This is a genomic window from Streptomyces sp. NPDC107538, assembly GCF_055657445.1.
Genome location: NZ_JBVKAY010000001.1, coordinates 138,962 through 156,427 on the forward strand (window position 1 = coordinate 138,962; position 17,466 = coordinate 156,427).

The 17,466-nt window shown below is 70.2% G+C and carries 7 protein-coding genes, 1 pseudogene and 1 CRISPR repeat array; of the genes and pseudogenes, 7 read left to right on the forward strand and 1 reads right to left on the reverse strand.

The annotated features are described in order from the left end of the window. Window positions 1–118: 118 nt before the first annotated feature. On the reverse strand, window positions 119–3,481 hold the full coding sequence (locus ACZ7MG_RS00585) for an alpha-L-rhamnosidase-related protein (RefSeq protein ID WP_471387355.1): 3,363 nt from the start codon (window positions 3,479–3,481) through the stop codon (window positions 119–121). Between the two features lie 918 nt (window positions 3,482–4,399). Here ACZ7MG_RS00585 and ACZ7MG_RS00590 point away from each other — a divergent pair. The 7 genes and pseudogenes from ACZ7MG_RS00590 (at window position 4,400) to cas6e (ending at window position 17,414) form a co-directional block, all read left to right on the forward strand. Beyond that, window positions 4,400–5,060 (forward strand): annotated as a pseudogene (locus tag ACZ7MG_RS00590) (GAF and ANTAR domain-containing protein). Between the two features lie 1,207 nt (window positions 5,061–6,267). Next, a CRISPR array of direct repeats spans window positions 6,268–8,858; the repeat unit is 29 nt; unit sequence CGAACCACCCCCGCGTCGGCGGGGACCAC. Between the two features lie 198 nt (window positions 8,859–9,056). Then, a complete protein-coding gene (cas3, locus tag ACZ7MG_RS00595) occupies window positions 9,057–11,888 on the forward strand; it encodes a CRISPR-associated helicase Cas3' (RefSeq protein WP_471946111.1) in 2,832 nt (943 codons plus the stop codon). 685 nt (window positions 11,889–12,573) lie between these two features. Continuing rightward, the gene (casA, locus tag ACZ7MG_RS00600) at window positions 12,574–14,157 is read left to right on the forward strand and encodes a type I-E CRISPR-associated protein Cse1/CasA (protein WP_471386442.1); all 1,584 of its coding nucleotides are present in this window, start codon (window positions 12,574–12,576) and stop codon (window positions 14,155–14,157) included. A 44-nt stretch (window positions 14,158–14,201) separates the two neighbouring features. Further along, window positions 14,202–14,855 (forward strand): type I-E CRISPR-associated protein Cse2/CasB, encoded by a 654-nt coding sequence (gene casB / locus ACZ7MG_RS00605; RefSeq protein WP_471386439.1) that lies wholly within the window; start codon window positions 14,202–14,204, stop codon window positions 14,853–14,855. Next, window positions 14,852–16,006 carry a type I-E CRISPR-associated protein Cas7/Cse4/CasC gene (gene cas7e, locus ACZ7MG_RS00610; protein ID WP_471386437.1) on the forward strand — a complete coding sequence of 385 codons (1,155 nt, stop codon included), beginning with the start codon at window positions 14,852–14,854 and terminating at the stop codon, window positions 16,004–16,006. Before casB ends, cas7e begins: the two co-directional genes overlap by 4 nt. After that, complete coding sequence (gene cas5e, locus ACZ7MG_RS00615) at window positions 16,003–16,776, forward strand: type I-E CRISPR-associated protein Cas5/CasD (RefSeq protein WP_471386434.1); 774 nt, start codon at window positions 16,003–16,005, stop codon at window positions 16,774–16,776. Before cas7e ends, cas5e begins: the two co-directional genes overlap by 4 nt. Then, window positions 16,773–17,414 carry a type I-E CRISPR-associated protein Cas6/Cse3/CasE gene (gene cas6e / locus ACZ7MG_RS00620; RefSeq protein WP_471386431.1) on the forward strand — a complete coding sequence of 214 codons (642 nt, stop codon included), beginning with the start codon at window positions 16,773–16,775 and terminating at the stop codon, window positions 17,412–17,414. Before cas5e ends, cas6e begins: the two co-directional genes overlap by 4 nt. Window positions 17,415–17,466 lie beyond the last annotated feature (52 nt).

The window sequence follows — 17,466 nt, forward strand, 5'->3', positions numbered from 1 at the left end:
GTCTGGGAGACCGCGTTGTTCCAGGGAGTGCTGTTCCGGGGTGCGACAGGGCCCCTCTTGCGGGTGGTGGACGGCGGCGACCGCTCCTTGTCGCCGCCGTCCACCATGAGCGGACCTGCTACTTGATACGGATCTCGGCGAGCTGGAGACGGTACCTGGTGGTCTCGTCCGACGCGGGCTTGCCGAGCTTCGAGGCCTTCAGACGCAGATAGCGGCCGCTCGCGGAACTGAGGGTGTAGCTCTGGGCGGCTCCGTTGGGGTTGGGTTCGGCGGTGACGGTGCGCGCGGTGGTGTAGGAGGACGAACCGTCGGACCGAGTCTGGATCGTGAAGTCGACGGGGAAGCCCGCGGTGCCGCCGCCGGCTCCGCTGGTGTCGGTGCGGGGGTGGAGGGTGACCGAGCCGATCGCCCGGTCGGCACCGAGGTCGACCTCGATCCACACCGGAGTGGCGCTGATGTCGGCGGAGGGGAAGTCGATGCTGGTGAAGCCCTTGGCCCCGGCCACGCTGGTGAGCGTGCCGTCCAGGATCCGGGTCTTACTCCAGTCGCCGTTCTCCAGCGTGTAGTTGGCGGCGACAGTGGTCGCGGCCGTGGGGACGGTGAGCGCGGCGAGCTGGAGGCGGTACTTGCTGGATTCGTCAGTGGCGGGAGTACCGAGCTTGGTCGCTTGCAGGCGGACGTAACGGGCGGTGGTGCTCTTGAAGCCGTACGTCTGCACGAGCCCACCCGGGTTGGGCTCGGCGGTGACGGTGCGCACGGTGGAGTAGGAGGAGCTGCCGTCGGCCCGGACCTGGACACTGAAGTCGACTGGGAAGCCCGCGGTGCCGCCGCCGGCGGCCGGGGTGTCGGTGCGGGGGAAGAGGCGTACGGCGTCGAGGTCGGTGTCGGCGCCGAGGTCGATCTCGACCCATACGGGGTTCGCGCTGACGTCGGCGGAGGAGAAGTCGTTGCTGGTGTAGCCCTTGGCGCCGGCCACGCTGGTGAGCTTGCCGTCGGTGAGCCGGTTCTTGCCCCAGTCGCTGTTCTCAAGGCTGTTGTTGCTGGTGACCGACCTGCCGAGGGCGACGTCGTCAAGCCTGCCCGCCCCGGTGACCGCGAACGTCCAACTGCCTGGCTGCAGGGTGAAGTAGACGTAGGAGGAGTCCTTGCTCGCATAGCTGAGGCCGGACACGCTGCCGGTGGAGGAGCCGCCCGTGAAGACGGTGGTGCCGTTGGCCTTGATGACGGGCGAGGAGCCCCCGTAGGTGGGGACACCCACCCGGGCGGTCGTGCCGCCCGGGGAGGTGAGGGTCAGAGTGACCTCGGTGCCGTCGCGGGTGATGCCGAAGCGGATGTCTCCCTCGACCGTGGGCACCACTGTGTTGATCTTCGTGAGGGTGCCGGTCTGTGGGATCACCTCGTAGGTCTCCCAGCCGGGCTTGGTGGGGCGGACACCGGCGGCGTAGGCCGACAGGGCGTACAGGGGGCCGCCGTTCCAGGCGTGGTTGTCGGTGCCTTCCGACTTGACCCATACCTCCCATAGGGTATGGCAGGCGGGGTCGGCGACCTGGGCGGCGAAGCGGTTGCGTATCCGTTCCTCGGCGACCGTGGCCGCGCCCATGAGGTAGAGCGCTTCGAGGACGTAGAACTCCATGTAGGGGCTGGCGTTGAGGTGCGTACGCAGGACCTCGGTGACGGCCTTGTACCGCGAGGCGGGGGCGAGGCCGGCGACGACGGCGAGGCCGTTGGCGCGGTCGTCGGTGTCGCGGGTGTAGCCCGGTGAGCGGTATTCGTTGCGGGTGGAGTTCCACAGGACGCGGTCGAAGTTGGCCTTGATGCTGTCGCGGCGGGACTTCCAGCCCGCCACGTCGCTGGTGTTGCCGCTGAGGTCGGCGAGTTTGGCGGCGGTGTCCAGGGCGAGGTAGTACCAGCAGTTGTCGAGGATGCGGGCGTCGATGTTCGAGCCCCAGTCCTCCCAGTCCCAGTCCCCGGCGCGGTGGTTGACCAGGCCGTCGCCGTCCAGGGTCCACAGGTCCAGGTACTTCTTCACGGCCGGGTAGGCGGCGGTGACGGCGCTCTCGTTGCCGGTGTAGAGGTAGTAGGTCCAGAACGACCACACCGAGGCGAGCATCTGTACGGGCAGTTCGGCGGTCCAGATCGTCGTGGGGACCGGGGAGTACAGCGCTCCGCTCGGCTTCTGCCAGGCCGCGAGCTGGGCGATGGCCTTCTTGCCCAGCGCGTGGGACTTGGTGTCGAAGGTGTAGAAGCCCTCCTTGAGCTGGTTGACCACATCGCCCCACCATTGGGCGCGCTCGCGGGTGGGGCAGTCCATGTAGTTGTCGCGCATGTTGACGTACATCGTGCGGGCCGCCTTGGTCCACAGGGTGTCCAGGAAGGCGTCACTGCTGCTGAACGACCCGGCGAAGTCCGTGTCGTAGCCGCTCTCGCGGTACTTCAGCTCCAGGACCGTCACGCCCGCCGGAATGGTGTACCGCACGGCCGTACCGCTCATCCAGGCCAGCGCTTCGAACTCCTGGGTGCCCCCCTTACAGACGTAGGTGGCGCGCATGTTGTACTGCGTCCCGGGCTCGATCCCGGTCAGGCCCGCGCCGTCGTCGTAGTGGTCGGTCTGGATGCCGATCACGGCCCCGGCGGGCGCGTCGACCTTCAGGTACGGGGTGACCTGGATGTTGGACGGCAGTGTTGCCGAGATCGCGGTGGAGCCCTGGCCCGTGGACGGCAGCGAGGTCGCGTTGGCGTACGACTTCAACCCCGAGTAGCGGAACTGCGGGATCGGCCGCTGCGCCAGGCCGTTCCAGGGGGCCCCGCCTGCGGCACCGAAGTCGGTCGGCGCACTCCAGCCGCTGTCGTCGAAGCCTGCGGACTCCCAGCCGGCCATCGCGGTGGCGTTGCGGGCGTCGTAGTAGACGTTCGACTCGGGCAGCCGGAAGTTGACCTGGGTACCGCTCGTGTTGTTCGAGTAGCCCGGGTGGACGGTGTGCTTCCAGGCGGTGTCGCTGACCAGCCGGGTGGTCGTCGAGCCGACCTCGACGTCCGACTGGAACAGCAGCCCGCCCTTGCCACTGCTGCTGTGCGAGAAGCCCTGCTTGCCGAAGTACCACACCAGCAGCGCGACCGTGTTGGCGCCGCTCTTCAGATACGGGGCGAGGTCGATCTCGTCGTAGTACGTGTCCGTACGGTTGGGGCCGCGCTTGAGCCCGCCCTCGAAGACCACCAGGGTGCCGTTCACCCACAGCCAGTACTTCGAGTCCGCCGCGATCTGGGTCACCGCCTTCGACGGCGCTGCGCTCAAGGTGAACGATCTACGGAACGCCACCCACTGGTTCGCGGAACTGGATGGGGCCCAGATCCACTTCGCGGTCCAGGACACGGCGGCGGACGCCAGGGGGGCGAGCTCGGACAGGAACACCGAGCCGAGGGTGGGCGCGAGCGCCACGGCTATGGCCGAGCGCAGGATGGACCGGCGGGCTACAGAGGACATGCGGGCTCCTACTGTCGATGTGCAGGGAACGGAATGAGAGGCGTCCTGGAGACCGAGGGAGGGCGATTTGACGCTCGCCGTGAATCGTTTCAGTAACGTGTTTGCAGCGGCGATTTTTGGTCGCCAAGCGAGGGGCTGTCAAGGCCTGCGCCGTCGGCATCGATCAGTAGAGAGGCCCTGCTGTGCCTAGGGATGACGCTGCCTTCCAAGAGGCACGTCGAGTGTGGTATGTGGCTGGTTTGCTGCGTCCAGAAGATGAAGAGCGTGAGTCTGGTCGCCTCGTGCCGCGCCGGTGGCATCCTGCGCAGGGCGCAGGCACGGAGAGCGGAGCATCGCCTGCCGTGGATGCGCCGCTTCCCGCCCAGTTCAGGGGGCTCGTGAGTAAGGGCCTTGTCGGAAGTGTCGGTACCGACTCGATTGGCGGCCTAAAACTGAGTCCGCTCGCCCATGAGTGCGAGGAAATCTTCTTGAAGTTGTCTACCTGGTGGCCCTGACCTGCGGCGATGCGGATTCATTCGCCTCTGGCCTGGGCGGATGGCTCTTTCCGAGCCTTTCGGTGTCATGCGGCGTTACGCGGTTGATTCTCCCCACGCGCTCCCCAGCGCCGCCCATCCTCCCCAGATTCTCCCCAGAGAGCCGTCTGCAAGAGTGCTGGTGTACTGCGCCCGGCGCTCGGGGGCGCGATGGACGCCGGTCACCTTCTGTTACCGCCGGACTGACGGCCGACACCGCGTTGTCCAGCACGATCAGGATGCGCCGCCCGGCGATCCGGCTGCGGAAGAGGTTGCTGCGCTCCTCCAGGGTTCGGAATTGTCTCCCACATCACTGACGGGTTCGTGGAAGCGAGGGTATGCGGGTCATGCGGACGGCGGCGAGGGGCTGGAGGACGGGGTGGGCTGGGGTCGGTTCGCGCAGCAGATGGCTGTGATGTCGCGAGATCTGCTGGCGCAGGATTCGGTGGGTGCCACGCTGGCGCGGATCACTGCGTCGGTCACCGAGCTGGTCGACGGCTGTGACGCGGCCGGCATCCTCGTGCTGCACGGCAAGCGGGTGGAGACGCTCGTCCCCCACCCATCAACTGGTCATCGACGGCGATCGGCTTCAGGAACGGCTGGGGGAAGGGCCGTGCTTCGACGCCGCCCACAGCTCCCGTGGTGAGCGGGTCTTCCGGATCGCCGACCTCACGGGCGAAAAGAGATGGCGAGGCTATGCACCCCGGGCCCACGCGCTGGGAGTGGGCAGCATGATGGGCTTCCTGCTGTTCACCGAGGACCAGGTTCTCGGCGCCCTGAACCTCTACTCCCGCAATCCGGGGACGTTCACCGAGGCCAGCGACCTGGCGGGGTGGCTGCTGGCCTCCCACGCCGCCATTGCCTTCTCCAGCGCCCGCTCCCACGCCCAGCTGGAACAGGCTGTTGCCACCCGCCACGTCATCGGCGAGGCCATGGGCGTCCTCATGGGCTCCCGCCACTTGGCCGAGGATCAAGCCTTCGACGTCCTGCGCCGCTACTCCCAGGAGAAGAACGTCAAACTCCGCGAAGTCGCCCGCCAGGTCTGCGAACAGGGCCACCTTTCATAGCCTGCCTACGAAGTCCCCTGCCCGGGCCTTCAGATTGCGTTGCTGAAGGGCCCGTGAAATCGCCGATTGTACTGAGGTTCCGGCGATCAGACCGGCCCGGTCGCGAGCATGTCCGCCGGTCGATCGGCAGGCGGTCCGCCGCCCTGGGCCACCTCTGCCGAGCCACCGTCACGGCCGTTCAGGAGCCTGTTACGTCTTGCAGCCTTACGGGCGTGCCGTTTTATGGGGTCGATACTCCTCACACGCTCCCCAGCAGCTCGGATTCTCCCTAGCATCCCCGGGAGAGCCATTGCCGGAGGCGGTAGTACCGCGGATCTCGCTACCACGACAGACACGCTGAGTGACTGACATGAGACAGGACTTCGTCGGGAAACGCCGGTGCGGTCAGATGTCCCGGAAGAGACTGGCAGGCCGTGTGACCTGCTGTGATGAGCGGTGGCGCGTCGTTGACCTGGGCATATCGCATTTCGGCTGTTTCACGTTCGTGCCCGTTGATGCAGCTGGAAGTCCCAGAAAAGTCCCAGTGGACTCCCGCTGCTGGCAGTCACTCCTTCGGTTTAGGCACTACAGGGGGCTTCAGCCGGACTGCCTCGCTCTTTGTGGATCTACCCCTGTGCCGGTGGCATCGCCGGCCCGCGGCGGTGGCCAAGTCCTGATCGCCGTACCACCCCTGAGCCGGCAGGGACCACGGCCTGTACCTCAGCTTCGAGCACGTCGCGGATGAGCCACCCCGCGTCGGTGGGGACCACCCGAGCGTCAGGAACTCAGTCTTGCAGGTGACCGAGCCACCCAAACGTCGGTGGGGACGACGGATGCGCGTGCGCGCGTACCTGTGGCGGGGCGAATCACCCCCGCGTCGGCGGGGACCACCAGACCCGGTACACGGCGCGCTCCCGCTCCAACGAACCACCCCCGCGTCGGCGGGGACCACTCGGGGTCGGCTGGCTTGGGCTTGGGCGGCGGCGAACCACCCCCGCGTCGGCGGGGACCACGCCAACCCCTCCGCCTTCAGGGTCCGGTGCACCGAACCACCCCCGCGTCGGGCGGGGACCACCGGGACAGGTGGACGACCGGCTTCGTGCCCGGCGAACCACCCCCGCGTCGGCGGGGACCACTTCGGCCGCTCCGGGCGGTCCGCCCCCCCCGAGGAACCACCCCCGCGTCGGCGGGACCACGAGGCGATGGGGCGGCTGCGCGAGCGTGCCATCGAACCACCCCCGCGTCGGCGGGGACCACGTGACCCGGGTGCCCGTCCTGGAGTCGACGGCCGAACCACCCCCGCGTCGGCGGGGACCACACGGTGACCTTCCCATTCGGCAGGCGCGTCACCGAACCACCCCCGCGTCGGAGGGGACCACTGCTGCTCCAGCCCCGTACCCCACGACGTCGACGAACCACCCCCGCGTCGGCGGGGACCACGACATCGGCTCCTGGGAAATCAGCGCCGCCTCCGAACCACCCCCGCGTCGGCGGGGACCACTTCTCACCTCCGTACAGCTCGATGAGCTGGTCCGAACCACCCCCGCGTCGGCGGGGACCACGTTGCCGATGGGGAAGAACAGCTCCGGGTCCTCGAACCACCCCCGCGTCGGCGGGGACCACGCGAGCTCCTGGCGGCGCTTGGCGTCGGCGTCCGAACCACCCCCGCGTCGGCGGGGACCACAGGAAGCGGAGCAGGCGTACACGTGGGGCGACCGAACCACCCCCGCGTCGGCGGGGACCACTGCCCGTGCGGCGGCGTCGGCCACGGCGTCGACGAACCACCCCCGCGTTGGCGGGGACCACCACAGCACCGCGCCGGCGCGCATCGCCTTGGCCGAACCACCCCCGCGTCGGCGGGGACCACCGGGATGTGCCCGACGGCGTGGACACGGGAGACGAACCACCCCCGCGTCGGCGGGGACCACTCAAAGGGGTGCCGGGTGACCTGCACCGGGAACGAACCACCCCCGCGTCGGCGGGGACCACGTGAACACCCCGAGCGGCGGCCGGCACCTGTACGAACCACCCCCGCGTCGGCGGGGACCACGCACTCCCCGCCATCAGCGCCACCGCGCTCACCGAACCACCCCCGCGTCGGCGGGGACCACACCAGCGTCTGCCGCAGCGCCTCAGCCTGCGCCGAACCACCCCCGCGTCGGCGGGGACCACCCGAGGGCGTATCACTGACGAAGACGTTACGCCGAACCACCCCCGCGTCGGCGGGGACCACGAGTCGCGGCCCGGCGCGCGCCCCGAGATGAGCGAACCACCCCCGCGTCGGCGGGGACCACTCGCTGTCGGCGTCACTGACGGCCCTCACGTACGAACCACCCCCGCGTCGGCGGGGACCACAACCGGATCGCGGGCGGCTCGGGCGCGGCGAACGAACCACCCCCGCGTCGGCGGGGACCACTCCATGTCGGCCATGAACTGCTCGTCGAACGGCGAACCACCCCCGCGTCGGCGGGGACCACGGCTCACCTCGCCCTCATCGTCTGATCACCATCGAACCACCCCCGCGTCGGCGGGGACCACTAGGTGGCGCCCATCTGCTTGCCGACCAGGGACGAACCACCCCCGCGTCGGCGGGGACCACGGCGACCCTGGTCATGTCGGGGTCGCGCATGGCGAACCACCCCCGCGTCGGCGGGGACCACGGCGACCCTGGTCATGTCGGGGTCGCGCATGGCGAACCACCCCCGCGTCGGCGGGGACCACGGCACCTCGGTCCGCGCCGAGGGCATCGAGGGCGAACCACCCCCGCGTCGGCGGGGACCACAGGGCGAGGGCGGCGAGGCCGGGCAGGATCACCGAACCACCCCCGCGTCGGCGGGGACCACTAGTCGGCGGGCCACGTCCGGGCCAGCGTCGACGAACCACCCCCGCGTCGGCGGGGACCACGGGCAGGCGCGGGGTGTGCAGCCGGAATGGATCGAACCACCCCCGCGTCGGCGGGGACCACGCGGTGCGCTCGTGCAGGGGCTCGCCGGCGTGCGAACCACCCCCGCGTCGGCGGGGACCACCGCCCCCCGCGAGTCGGGCGGCCCCGCGGCTCCGAACCACCCCCGCGTCGGCGGGGACCACCTCGCACCCCAGATGCCGACCGCATCCGACGACGAACCACCCCCGCGTCGGCGGGGACCACCTCGCACCCCAGATGCCGACCGCATCCGACGACGAACCACCCCCGCGTCGGCGGGGACCACCTCGCACCCCAGATGCCGACCGCATCCGACGACGAACCACCCCCGCGTCGGCGGGGACCACGCTGGGGCAACAGGTAGACCCGGCCCCGCACTCGAACCACCCCCGCGTCGGCGGGGACCACCCGGGTGGCGATGTCGCGGGTGCGGCGGAAGGCGAACCACCCCCGCGTCGGCGGGGACCACAGTTCGGCCGGCAGGTAACTGGTGGCCAACTGCGAACCACCCCCGCGTCGGCGGGGACCACTGCTGGTTGCCCTTGAGCTCCTCGATGGCGGCCGAACCACCCCCGCGTCGGCGGGGACCACCTCAGAGTCTGCGCCCCGGCGTACTCCGCTGCCGAACCACCTCCGCGTCGGCGGGGACCACGGGTGAACGTCGCCCCCAAGGCCGGGGGTGTCCGAACCACCCCCGCGTCGGCGGGGACCACGTCGACGTCGCCCTGCCGGAGATCGTGGCCGACGAACCACCCCCGCGTCGGCGGGGACCACGACGCACCCTGTACGCCGCCCACCGCCCCCTGCGAACCACCCCCGCGTCGGCGGGGACCACGCCAGCCCCTCCGCCTTCAGGGTCCGGTGCACCGAACCACCCCCGCGTCGGCGGGGACCACACTTCCTGACCTGGACTCTAGCGGTCGCTTTGCTGTCCCTTTACGTAAAGGTAGTGAGGGTGGGTGGTCGGTGTGGGGTGCACAGGTGGACTGTACCGGGCTGTGGCCTGGGGGTGTCAGTGGTGTGTGGTTGGGTCTGCGGGCGTGGGAGTGGCCGGCGTCGAGGGAGGGGGCGTGGTGAGTGGTTCGTTTGGCGTGGTGGATGAATCGGCGTGGGGGAAGTCGCGGGGTCTGGATCCGGAGTTGGGGCCGTATCCGCTGGTGAGGCATCTGCTGGATGCGGCGGCGGTGGCGTTGTTCTTGTGGGATCGCTATCTGTCGGAGGGGCAGCGGCGTTGTATCGCGGCGGGGTTGGGGATGCCGGGTGATCCGGGGCGTGCCCGGTCGTGGACTGCGATGTGCGCGGGGCTTCATGACGTGGGCAAGCTGTCGGGTTTCCAGCTGTGCGATCGCCGTGCCGGCGAGGGGCTGAGCGAGGCATTGTCTGGGGACCGGGGGCGTATCGGGGTGGAGCGGATGCCGCACGAGGTCGCTGGGATGCACGCGGCATCGGCGGTCCTTGCCGCTCTGGGGTTCCGGGACGGCGACAGCTCGGTGTACGGGGCGGCGCAAAGGGTCGCGGAGATCATCGGCGGGCATCATGGCCGGTTCCATGAGTTCGAGGGCCTCCACCCGTCGAACATGGACCTGCTGGGTGGTCCGGCCTGGGCCGCGCAGAGGGTCGCCCACGCCGGTGCGGTGTTCGATGCGTTGGGTCGGCCCCTGCCGCCCGAGGAGGTGAAGGCGCCGGCGGCGGTCTTGGTGACCGGTGTGGTGATCCTGGCGGACTGGCTGGTCAGCCAGGAGACGTATGTACGGAAGCGGCAGCAGGCACCGAAGGCTTCCCTGGCTGAGCATTTCGAGCGGTCGCGTGCGGACGCCGAGGCCCTGGTGCGTGAGGCGGGCCTGCTGCCGGTGGAGCTGGAGCGGAAGGACTTCGCCGAGGCGTACGGCATTGTCGGGGAGCCGAATCCGATGCAGCGGTCGGTCGCGGAGGAACTCGCCACCGCCGTGAGCGCGCAGGACACCTTGGCCGGGGAAGGGCGGCGGGGCGGGATCCTGCTGGTGACCGCGGCTCCGGGGGACGGCAAGAGCGAGACCGCTCTGGAGGCGGAGCGGGTGTTGTCCGCTCGGTTGGGCACGCGCGGCTTTGTGTTCCTGCTGCCGACGATGGCGACTAGTGACCAGATGTATGGACGGGTGGCGGGTGTGGTGGCCCGGCAGGCGGGGCCGGAGGCCGGGCTCACGCTGACGCACAGCATGGCCTGGTTGAACAGCGCGTACGCGGAGGACGAGCCGGGCGGGCTGCGGGTGCTGACGTGTGAGGGGGACGAGGACGGCACCGCCGGGCGTGCGCGGCGTGAGGAGTACATGCGGCCGCGGCGCTGGCTGCGCGGCGGAAAACGGCCATTGCTGGCCCAGTTCGCGGTGGGCACGGTGGACCAGGCGCTGCTTGGGGTGCTGCCGGTGCGGCACAACGCGCTGCGGCTGCTGGCCCTGTCGGGCAAGACGTTCATCGTAGACGAGGCGCACGCCTACGACCCGTATATGCAGGTGCTGTTGGGGCGGCTGCTGAACTGGCTGGGCTCGTACGGGGTGCCGGTGGTGCTGCTGTCGGCGACGCTGCCCGCGTCGGTGAGCGACCGGCTGATCAAGGAGTACCTGCGGGGGACGGGGCACAAACCGTCGGAGCTGAAAGGGCGTTCGTTCCGGGCTCCGTATCCGGGATGGCTGTACGTGGACGCCGCCGACGGCGCGTCCACCCCGATGTCGCGGGTGCGGCGCGAGGAGCAGGCGGCCGAGCGGCCCATGAAACTCCATGTCCGTATCGAGCCGGTCATCCACGGTGAGGCTGTCGGCAAGGGGCGGCTCGCGGTGATCCGGCGGCTGCTGGAGCCGGTGGCCGAAGGCGAGGGCGGTTGCGCGCTGGTGGTGTGCAACACCGTCGCGGAGGCCCAGCAGACCTATCTGAACCTGACCGAGATGTTGCCGGCGCGCGGCGAGGACGGGGTACAGCTGCTGCACGCCAGGTTCCCCGGCGATGAACGCGAACGACGCACCCAGGCGGTCACGGCAGGTCTGGGGCGGTCCGGGCCGCGGCCGAAGCGGCGGATCGTGGTGGCGACGCAGGTCGTCGAGCAGTCCCTCGACCTGGACGCGGACATCGTCATCAGCGACCTGGCGCCGCTGGCGCTGCTCCTGCAACGGGCAGGCCGCTGCTGGCGGCACGAGACCTGGTGGGCGAAACACGGCCGGCCTCAGGGACGGAACCGGCCCGCCTGGGCGACCCAGCCGCAGTTGGTCGTGCTGGACCCGCTTGCCGCAGACTGCGGGGTGCCGGCCCAGTGGGGCGAGGTGTACGCGGAGTTCCTGCTGCGGAAGACCTCCGAGGTCCTGGCCCGGCGGGGGAAGCAGCCGCTGGCGATCCCCCAGGACGTGCAGGAGCTGGTCGAAGAGGTGCACGGCGACAGCGGTGAACGGTTCGCCTGGAGTGATCCGGCGAAGTCGGCGGCTTACACCGCCTACCGGGGCAAGCAACTGGCCGAGCGCAGCGTCGGACGCGTACTCGTCATCCCCCGGACGAGCAGCGTGTCGGGACTGCACTGTCTGCATCATCTGGACGGGGCGGAAGAGGAGTGGGAGGCGGCGACCCGGCTCGGCGCCGACGCGGTGCGCCTGCTGTGCGTGTACGCCCATGCCGACGGCACCACCACCCTGGATCCAGAAGGCATCAAACTACTGCCGGGCCGTGCCGGAAATCTGACGGTCGCGGAGGTCAGGGCCGTGATGGCGCGGACCGTCCCGGTCAACGCCGACTGGTTCGAAGGAGAGTTGGCATCCCACAGGGCTCCCGACGAGTGGACGGACCATCCCCTTCTCGGGGACTTGGTCATACTGCGCCAACCGGTTCTGGCGGGCCGACCACAGTCGGTCCAAGTCGGCCGAAAGAGGATGCATCTGGATTCGGAACTTGGGCTTGTGCGAGATTAGGGCGTGGACTGCCAAGAGCCTCTCCAGGCTGGGTAGCTGGCGCCCGGAGAGGCTTTGCTCAGGAGAGCTATCTCCGGAGCCCCGGGCACCCCCGCGTCGGCGGGGACATCGGCGGCAGTGTTCAAGCCTGGCGGGCCCTTCCAGCGGAACACCCCCGCGTCGGCAGGCACTTACAGTCTCACTGGGGCTACGCCTGCAACGATCCTAGTCCCAGGCGCCGGCACGTTTCGGTGACCACGAGCAGGACTGCTCCGCAGGTCGTCGCCAAGGCCGGAGTCGGCTCGATGATCAAGATCACCACTACTAGCAACACCAGCACGATGAATGTCCAAGCGCTGGGCCATGCCGGTAACGGGTGCGGTGGTGTGTGCCGTGACAAGAGTTTCTCCTCGGGTTGCTCCGGCGGATGGTGCTCTGTCCAGTCCTGGCGATGCCCAATCGAGGTACCCACAGAGTGGGGAAGTATCAAGACAAGCGGGCCCTTCCAGCTTAGATCCATGGAGAGCGGCTGAGCCAACGGCGCCTATTCGTAAAGGAGTTCGACACATCCGGTTCTCCCGGTGCGTTGTCAGTGCGGGCTGCTTCACTGTGCCCACGGCTTCGCTTTGCACGGCGGATGCGAGGCATGGGGGCCTTTGGCGTGCCCTGATGGGGCAGGGGTGGACACCACATGGGGGAGGGGAGCATGGCGGACGGGTTCGACTTGCGGGACGAGCCGTGGATTGGGGTGCGGTGGGCGGACGGGGTGTCCGCGCGGTGCGGGCTGCGGGAGTTGTTCCACCGGGCCCACGAGATCGTGGATCTGGAGCTGCCGGTTCCGCCAGCGGCGTCCGGGCTGTTGCGGATCCTCGCGGCGATGACCGCGCGTATCGCCCGTGACGAGGTGGGTGTGCGTCTGGACGACGTGGACGCGGCGGAGGAGATCGTCTCCTGGCTGGGGGTGCGTGACCGGGTTCTTGCCGGGGGCCGGTTCGATCCTGAGGCGGTGGATGCGTATCTCGATGAGGAGGTGCCTGCCGGGCGGTTCGATCTGTTCGATCCGAAGCGGCCGTTCCTGCAGGACCCGCGCCTCGAAAAGGACTGTCTGGACGCGAAGGGTCTGCCGAATCCCTCGGGGGTGAACAAGCTGGTTTTCGGGCGGCCCACCGGGGTCAACGGGGCTGTGCTGTTCGGGCACTTCACGGACGGGGAGCCGGTGGCGGTGCCGGCGGCCGAGGCCGTCTGGCACCTGATCGCCCAGCTGTACTGCGGGCCGTCCGGGCAGTGCACGCCGCGTCGTATCACCACCGTCAAGCCCGGTAACGGGGATGCCGGGCCGCTGCGCAAGGCGGTCTCGTATCACGTGTGGGCTCCGGATCTGTTCACCAGTCTGGTCCTGGCGGTGCCGCTGCCGGGCGAGTGGCTGGAAGCGGAGGCACGGGATGAATGCCCGTGGGAGGCTGCGGAGTTGCCCGATCCCCTCGGCCCGCTGCAGGAGCCGACGTGGCCGGGGCGGCTGCTGACCGGGCACTTCCGGCACGCGGTGCTGCTGAAGCCGTCGGCGGACCACAGCCAGGTGTGCGACGCCTACATCACCTGGTCCACCCACGAGCCGCGGCACGCCGTCCGTGACCCGTACACGGTCGTGGACCGTGACAAGGACGGGCTGTTGCGGGTCCGTGAGGCGGACGGGGCGCGGGCGTTGTGGCGGGACCTGGACGCTCTGCTGCTGATGGACAGCGGACACAGCTCGCTCAGGCCCGCCGCCTTCGGTGATCTGCCGGGGCGTCTTCGGTCCCGTCTGTCGGTGCGGGCCTATGGCTTTCATCAGGACGGGCAGCAGAAGGACACGACGTGGTTCGAGGCGACCACGCCGCCGGTGCTGCAGTGGCAGGAGGAGGCCGATCCGCGCATGGCGCGCCATCTGGCCCGTTGCCACCGGGCGGCCGAGGACGTCGGCGAGCGCCTGGACTACGCCGCCCGTCTGGCGTGGAAGCTCGCCACCGACGCCAGCGCCGTGTCGGAGGCCAAGGTCAAGCTTGATCGGAGGAAGCCTGGCCCGTGGGCCATGGCGGCCGGGGGACGCTACTGGGTCGCGGCCGAGCGCGAGTTCTGGCGGATGACCGATGCCGAGCGGTGTGACAGTCCGCCGCTGCCGCCTCTGGTGAGCGCGGCACTGACCGCGCTCGACGAGGCTATCGGGACGGTCGGCCGGGCCGACATCCGCGTCGCGCGGGCCCGCACCCGCGCCCGCTCGGCCCTGCGCGCCCTCCTGCGGCCCGCCGCCTGACCACCCACCCCCACCCCCTGTTTCTTCTCTTCGAGGAGTGTGTCGTGACCACCCCACCCCCAGCTGCGGTGTCACCGCCGCCTGCCGAACAGCGGCCCTCCGACGCCTTCGTCGCCTACGTGCTGGGCCTGTGCGTGAACAAGCAGGCCCAGTCGGCTCTGCGTACCGGACTGGGCCAGCCGGTCGAGCGCTGCAACCACCTCCACCGCTACCTCGTACGGCGGCTGCCGGAGCGCATGCACCGTGACGCCCGGCGCGCCCATTACGCGGTGGCCGCGCTGATCGCCGCGCGCCCGCGCTCGGCCCGGACCGCCGACGCCGAGAGCGCCCAGGACGACGGCGGCATGCAGCACTGGTACGCGCGGGCGAACCTGGGCGCGAGCCTGGCTGCCGCAGTCAACGCGCAGGTCATCAAGGCCGGTTCGGCCGAGGGCGACCTGCATCTGTACAGCCGTCAGAGCAGTGAGGCTCTGCAGGTGCGGCTGCCGGCGATGACCCGGCATCTGCTGTCCGGCGGCGTCGCGGTGGACTGGGCGGTGCTGCTGGAGGACCTCACCTGGTGGGACCGCGACCGCGACCGGATCGCAACCCGCTGGCTGGAGAGCTACTTCCGCACCCTCCAAGCCGAGACCGCCGGCCTCGCCACTGACGCTTCTTCGACCGACCTCGCCGACTTGCCTGAGGAGAATCTCGCATGACCGCCCTGTACCTGGACCTGAGCGCCCTGCAGTCGGTTCCGGCCGCCAATCTCAACCGTGACGACCTCGGTTCGCCGAAAACCGTCCGGTACGGCAACGCCTCCCGGATCCGGGTCTCCAGCCAGTCGTGGAAACGGGTGATCCGTCACGGGGTCGAGCGCGACCTGGGGGAGAAGGCCGCCCGCACCCGGCTGGTGCCCGTGAAGGTCAGTCAGACACTGGAGCGGGCGGGGTGGCCGGCGGAGCTGGCCGAGTTCGCCGGCGCTCAGGTTGCCGCCAGTGCGGGGAAGAAGGGCATCGGTACCGAGCAGCAGGGTCACACTTCGGTGCTGTTGTTCCTGCCGGAGAGCGGGCTGGAGGAACTCGCCGCGGTCTGCGCCGAGCACCGCGACGCCCTGGAGGCGGGCCTGGGCAAGAAGAAACCCGGGCAGATCCTCCCCGTCGACCGGATCGAGGAGATCCTCAAGCGCCGGACGGCTTCCATCAGCCTGCTGGGGCGGATGCTCGCCGAACTGCCCGGCGCCAACGTCGACGGCGCCGCCCAGGTCGCCCACGCCTTCACCACCCACGCGGCCGAGCCGCAGCGCGACTACTTCACCGCCGTCGACGACTGGCTCGGCGAGGCCGACACCGGCAGCGGCCACCTGGACACCAGCGAGTTCAGCGCCGGCGTCTTCTACCGCTACGCCACCGTCAACATCACCGACCTGCTCACCAACCTGGACGGCGACGACAAGGCGGCCCGCACGGTGCTGGGCTCCTTCGCCGAGCACTTCCTGCTCTCACTGCCCCAGGCGAAGAAGAACAGCACCGCCCCCCACACCGTCCCCGACCTCGCCTACCTCGCCGTGCGCTCCCAGCGCCCCCTGTCGCTAGCTGCCGCCTTCGAGACACCGGTCAAGGACGAGGCCGGCGGCTTCGCCCGCGCTTCCCGCAAGGCCCTGTCCGGCTACGCCCAGCAGCTCAACCGGCTCACCGGCGACCGCCACCGCCCCTTCCACGGCCACGCCGCCGTCGAGGAACCCGCGAATCTTCCCGCCGAGGAGAGGGCCGACCTCACCCCCCTCGGCGCCGTCCACAACTCGTTCTACGATCTGATCGACGCCGCCCTGGAGGCAGCGGCGCTGCCCACCGCCGGGGCCGGCGCGTGAGCGGGCTGCTGCTGCGGCTGGCCGCACCCCTGCAGTCCTGGGGTGAACGCTCGGCGTTCACCCCGGACCGGGACACCGCCCCCTTCCCCACCCGCTCCGCGCTGACCGGCATGTTCGCCGCCGCCGAAGGCATCCCCCGCCACGACACCGGCGCCCTGGAGCGCTACCGGGCTCTGGAGTTCACCGTCCGTATCGACCGGCCCGGTACCCGCCTGGTCGACTACCACACCGTCGGCGGCGGACAGCCCAAGGAGAAGACCGCCGCCACCAGCGGCGGCAGCAACAAAGGCGCCGCTGTCGTCACCCGCCGCCACTACCTCGCCGACGCCGTCTTCGTCGTCGCCGTCACCGGCCCAACCGACACCACCCGTCGCATCGCCCACGCCCTGCACCAGCCGCACTGGTCCCCCTACCTCGGCCGCCGCTCCTGCGTCCCCGACGAGCCGCTCCTGCTGCGCACCCACGCCGCCGACCCCGTCGGCGACCTCCTGCACCGTGTGCCGCTCAGCTGGGACACCACCCGGCCCGCACCCACCGACGGCACCGTCCCGGTCACCGTCCTGTGGGAACACTCGCCCGAGCCGTCCGCCGTCGCTGCCGACACCGTCATGGTGCAGGACATGCCCCGCAGCTTCGCCCCCGACGGGCGCGGCCACGACCGCCGCCGCATCCACCGCACCGTGCAGCAGCTGCCCGCCCAGCTGGCGGCCCGCCCCCACGCCCTGCACAAGAAACTGATCGACTACGTCATGGAAGAGGTCCCCGCATGAGCGCCGCGCTCGCCCGGATCCGCCTCAACCCCCGCAGCCGCGCCGTCCAGCGCGACCTGCACGACGCCGCCCAGATGCACCGCACCCTGATGCGGCTGGTCCCCGACAACCTCGGCGACAGCCCCCGCCAGGCGGCCGGACTCCTGTACCGCCTGGACGAGACCGACACCACCAGCACCCTCCTCGTCCAAGCCGCCGTCCTCGACCCCGCCCGCCTGCCCGACGACTACGGCCACACCGAACTCAAGAATCTCGCCCCGATGTTCGCCGCGCTGACCAAGGGCCGACCCGTCCGCTACCGCATCACCGTCAACCCCGTCAAAACCGAACGTCTGCCCCTGGACCGCAAAGGCCAGCGCGGCCAGCGCATCCCCCTGACCGGCCAGGAAGCCGACCAGTGGTGGACCCGCCGGGCCACCGAAGCCGGCCTCGACCTGCGCACCCTCCTGCCCACCCCCCTCACCGCCGCACACCCCCGAACCGACCAGACCCTGCGCGGCCAACACCACCTCGTGCGCTACGACGGCACCGCCACCATCACCGAACCCGAAACCCTCACCCACGCCCTGCTCACCGGCATCGGCCGAGCCAAGTCCTACGGCGCCGGCCTGCTCAGCCTCGCCCCCGCACCCGCGTGAGCACCCACCCCCGGGGCGGCGAGGCCCGCAGACGCCTTGCCGCCCCCACCCT

What these genes read in the sequence shown, in the direction of transcription:
- cas6e (WP_471386431.1), top strand. Translation starts at nt 16,773, where the DNA reads ATGAGCGCCGCGCTCGCCCGGATCCGCCTCAACCCCCGCAGCCGCGCC.
- ACZ7MG_RS00585 (WP_471387355.1), bottom strand. Translation starts at nt 3,481, where the DNA reads ATGTCCTCTGTAGCCCGCCGGTCCATCCTGCGCTCGGCCATAGCCGTG.
- casA (WP_471386442.1), top strand. Translation starts at nt 12,574, where the DNA reads ATGGCGGACGGGTTCGACTTGCGGGACGAGCCGTGGATTGGGGTGCGG.
- cas7e (WP_471386437.1), top strand. Translation starts at nt 14,852, where the DNA reads ATGACCGCCCTGTACCTGGACCTGAGCGCCCTGCAGTCGGTTCCGGCC.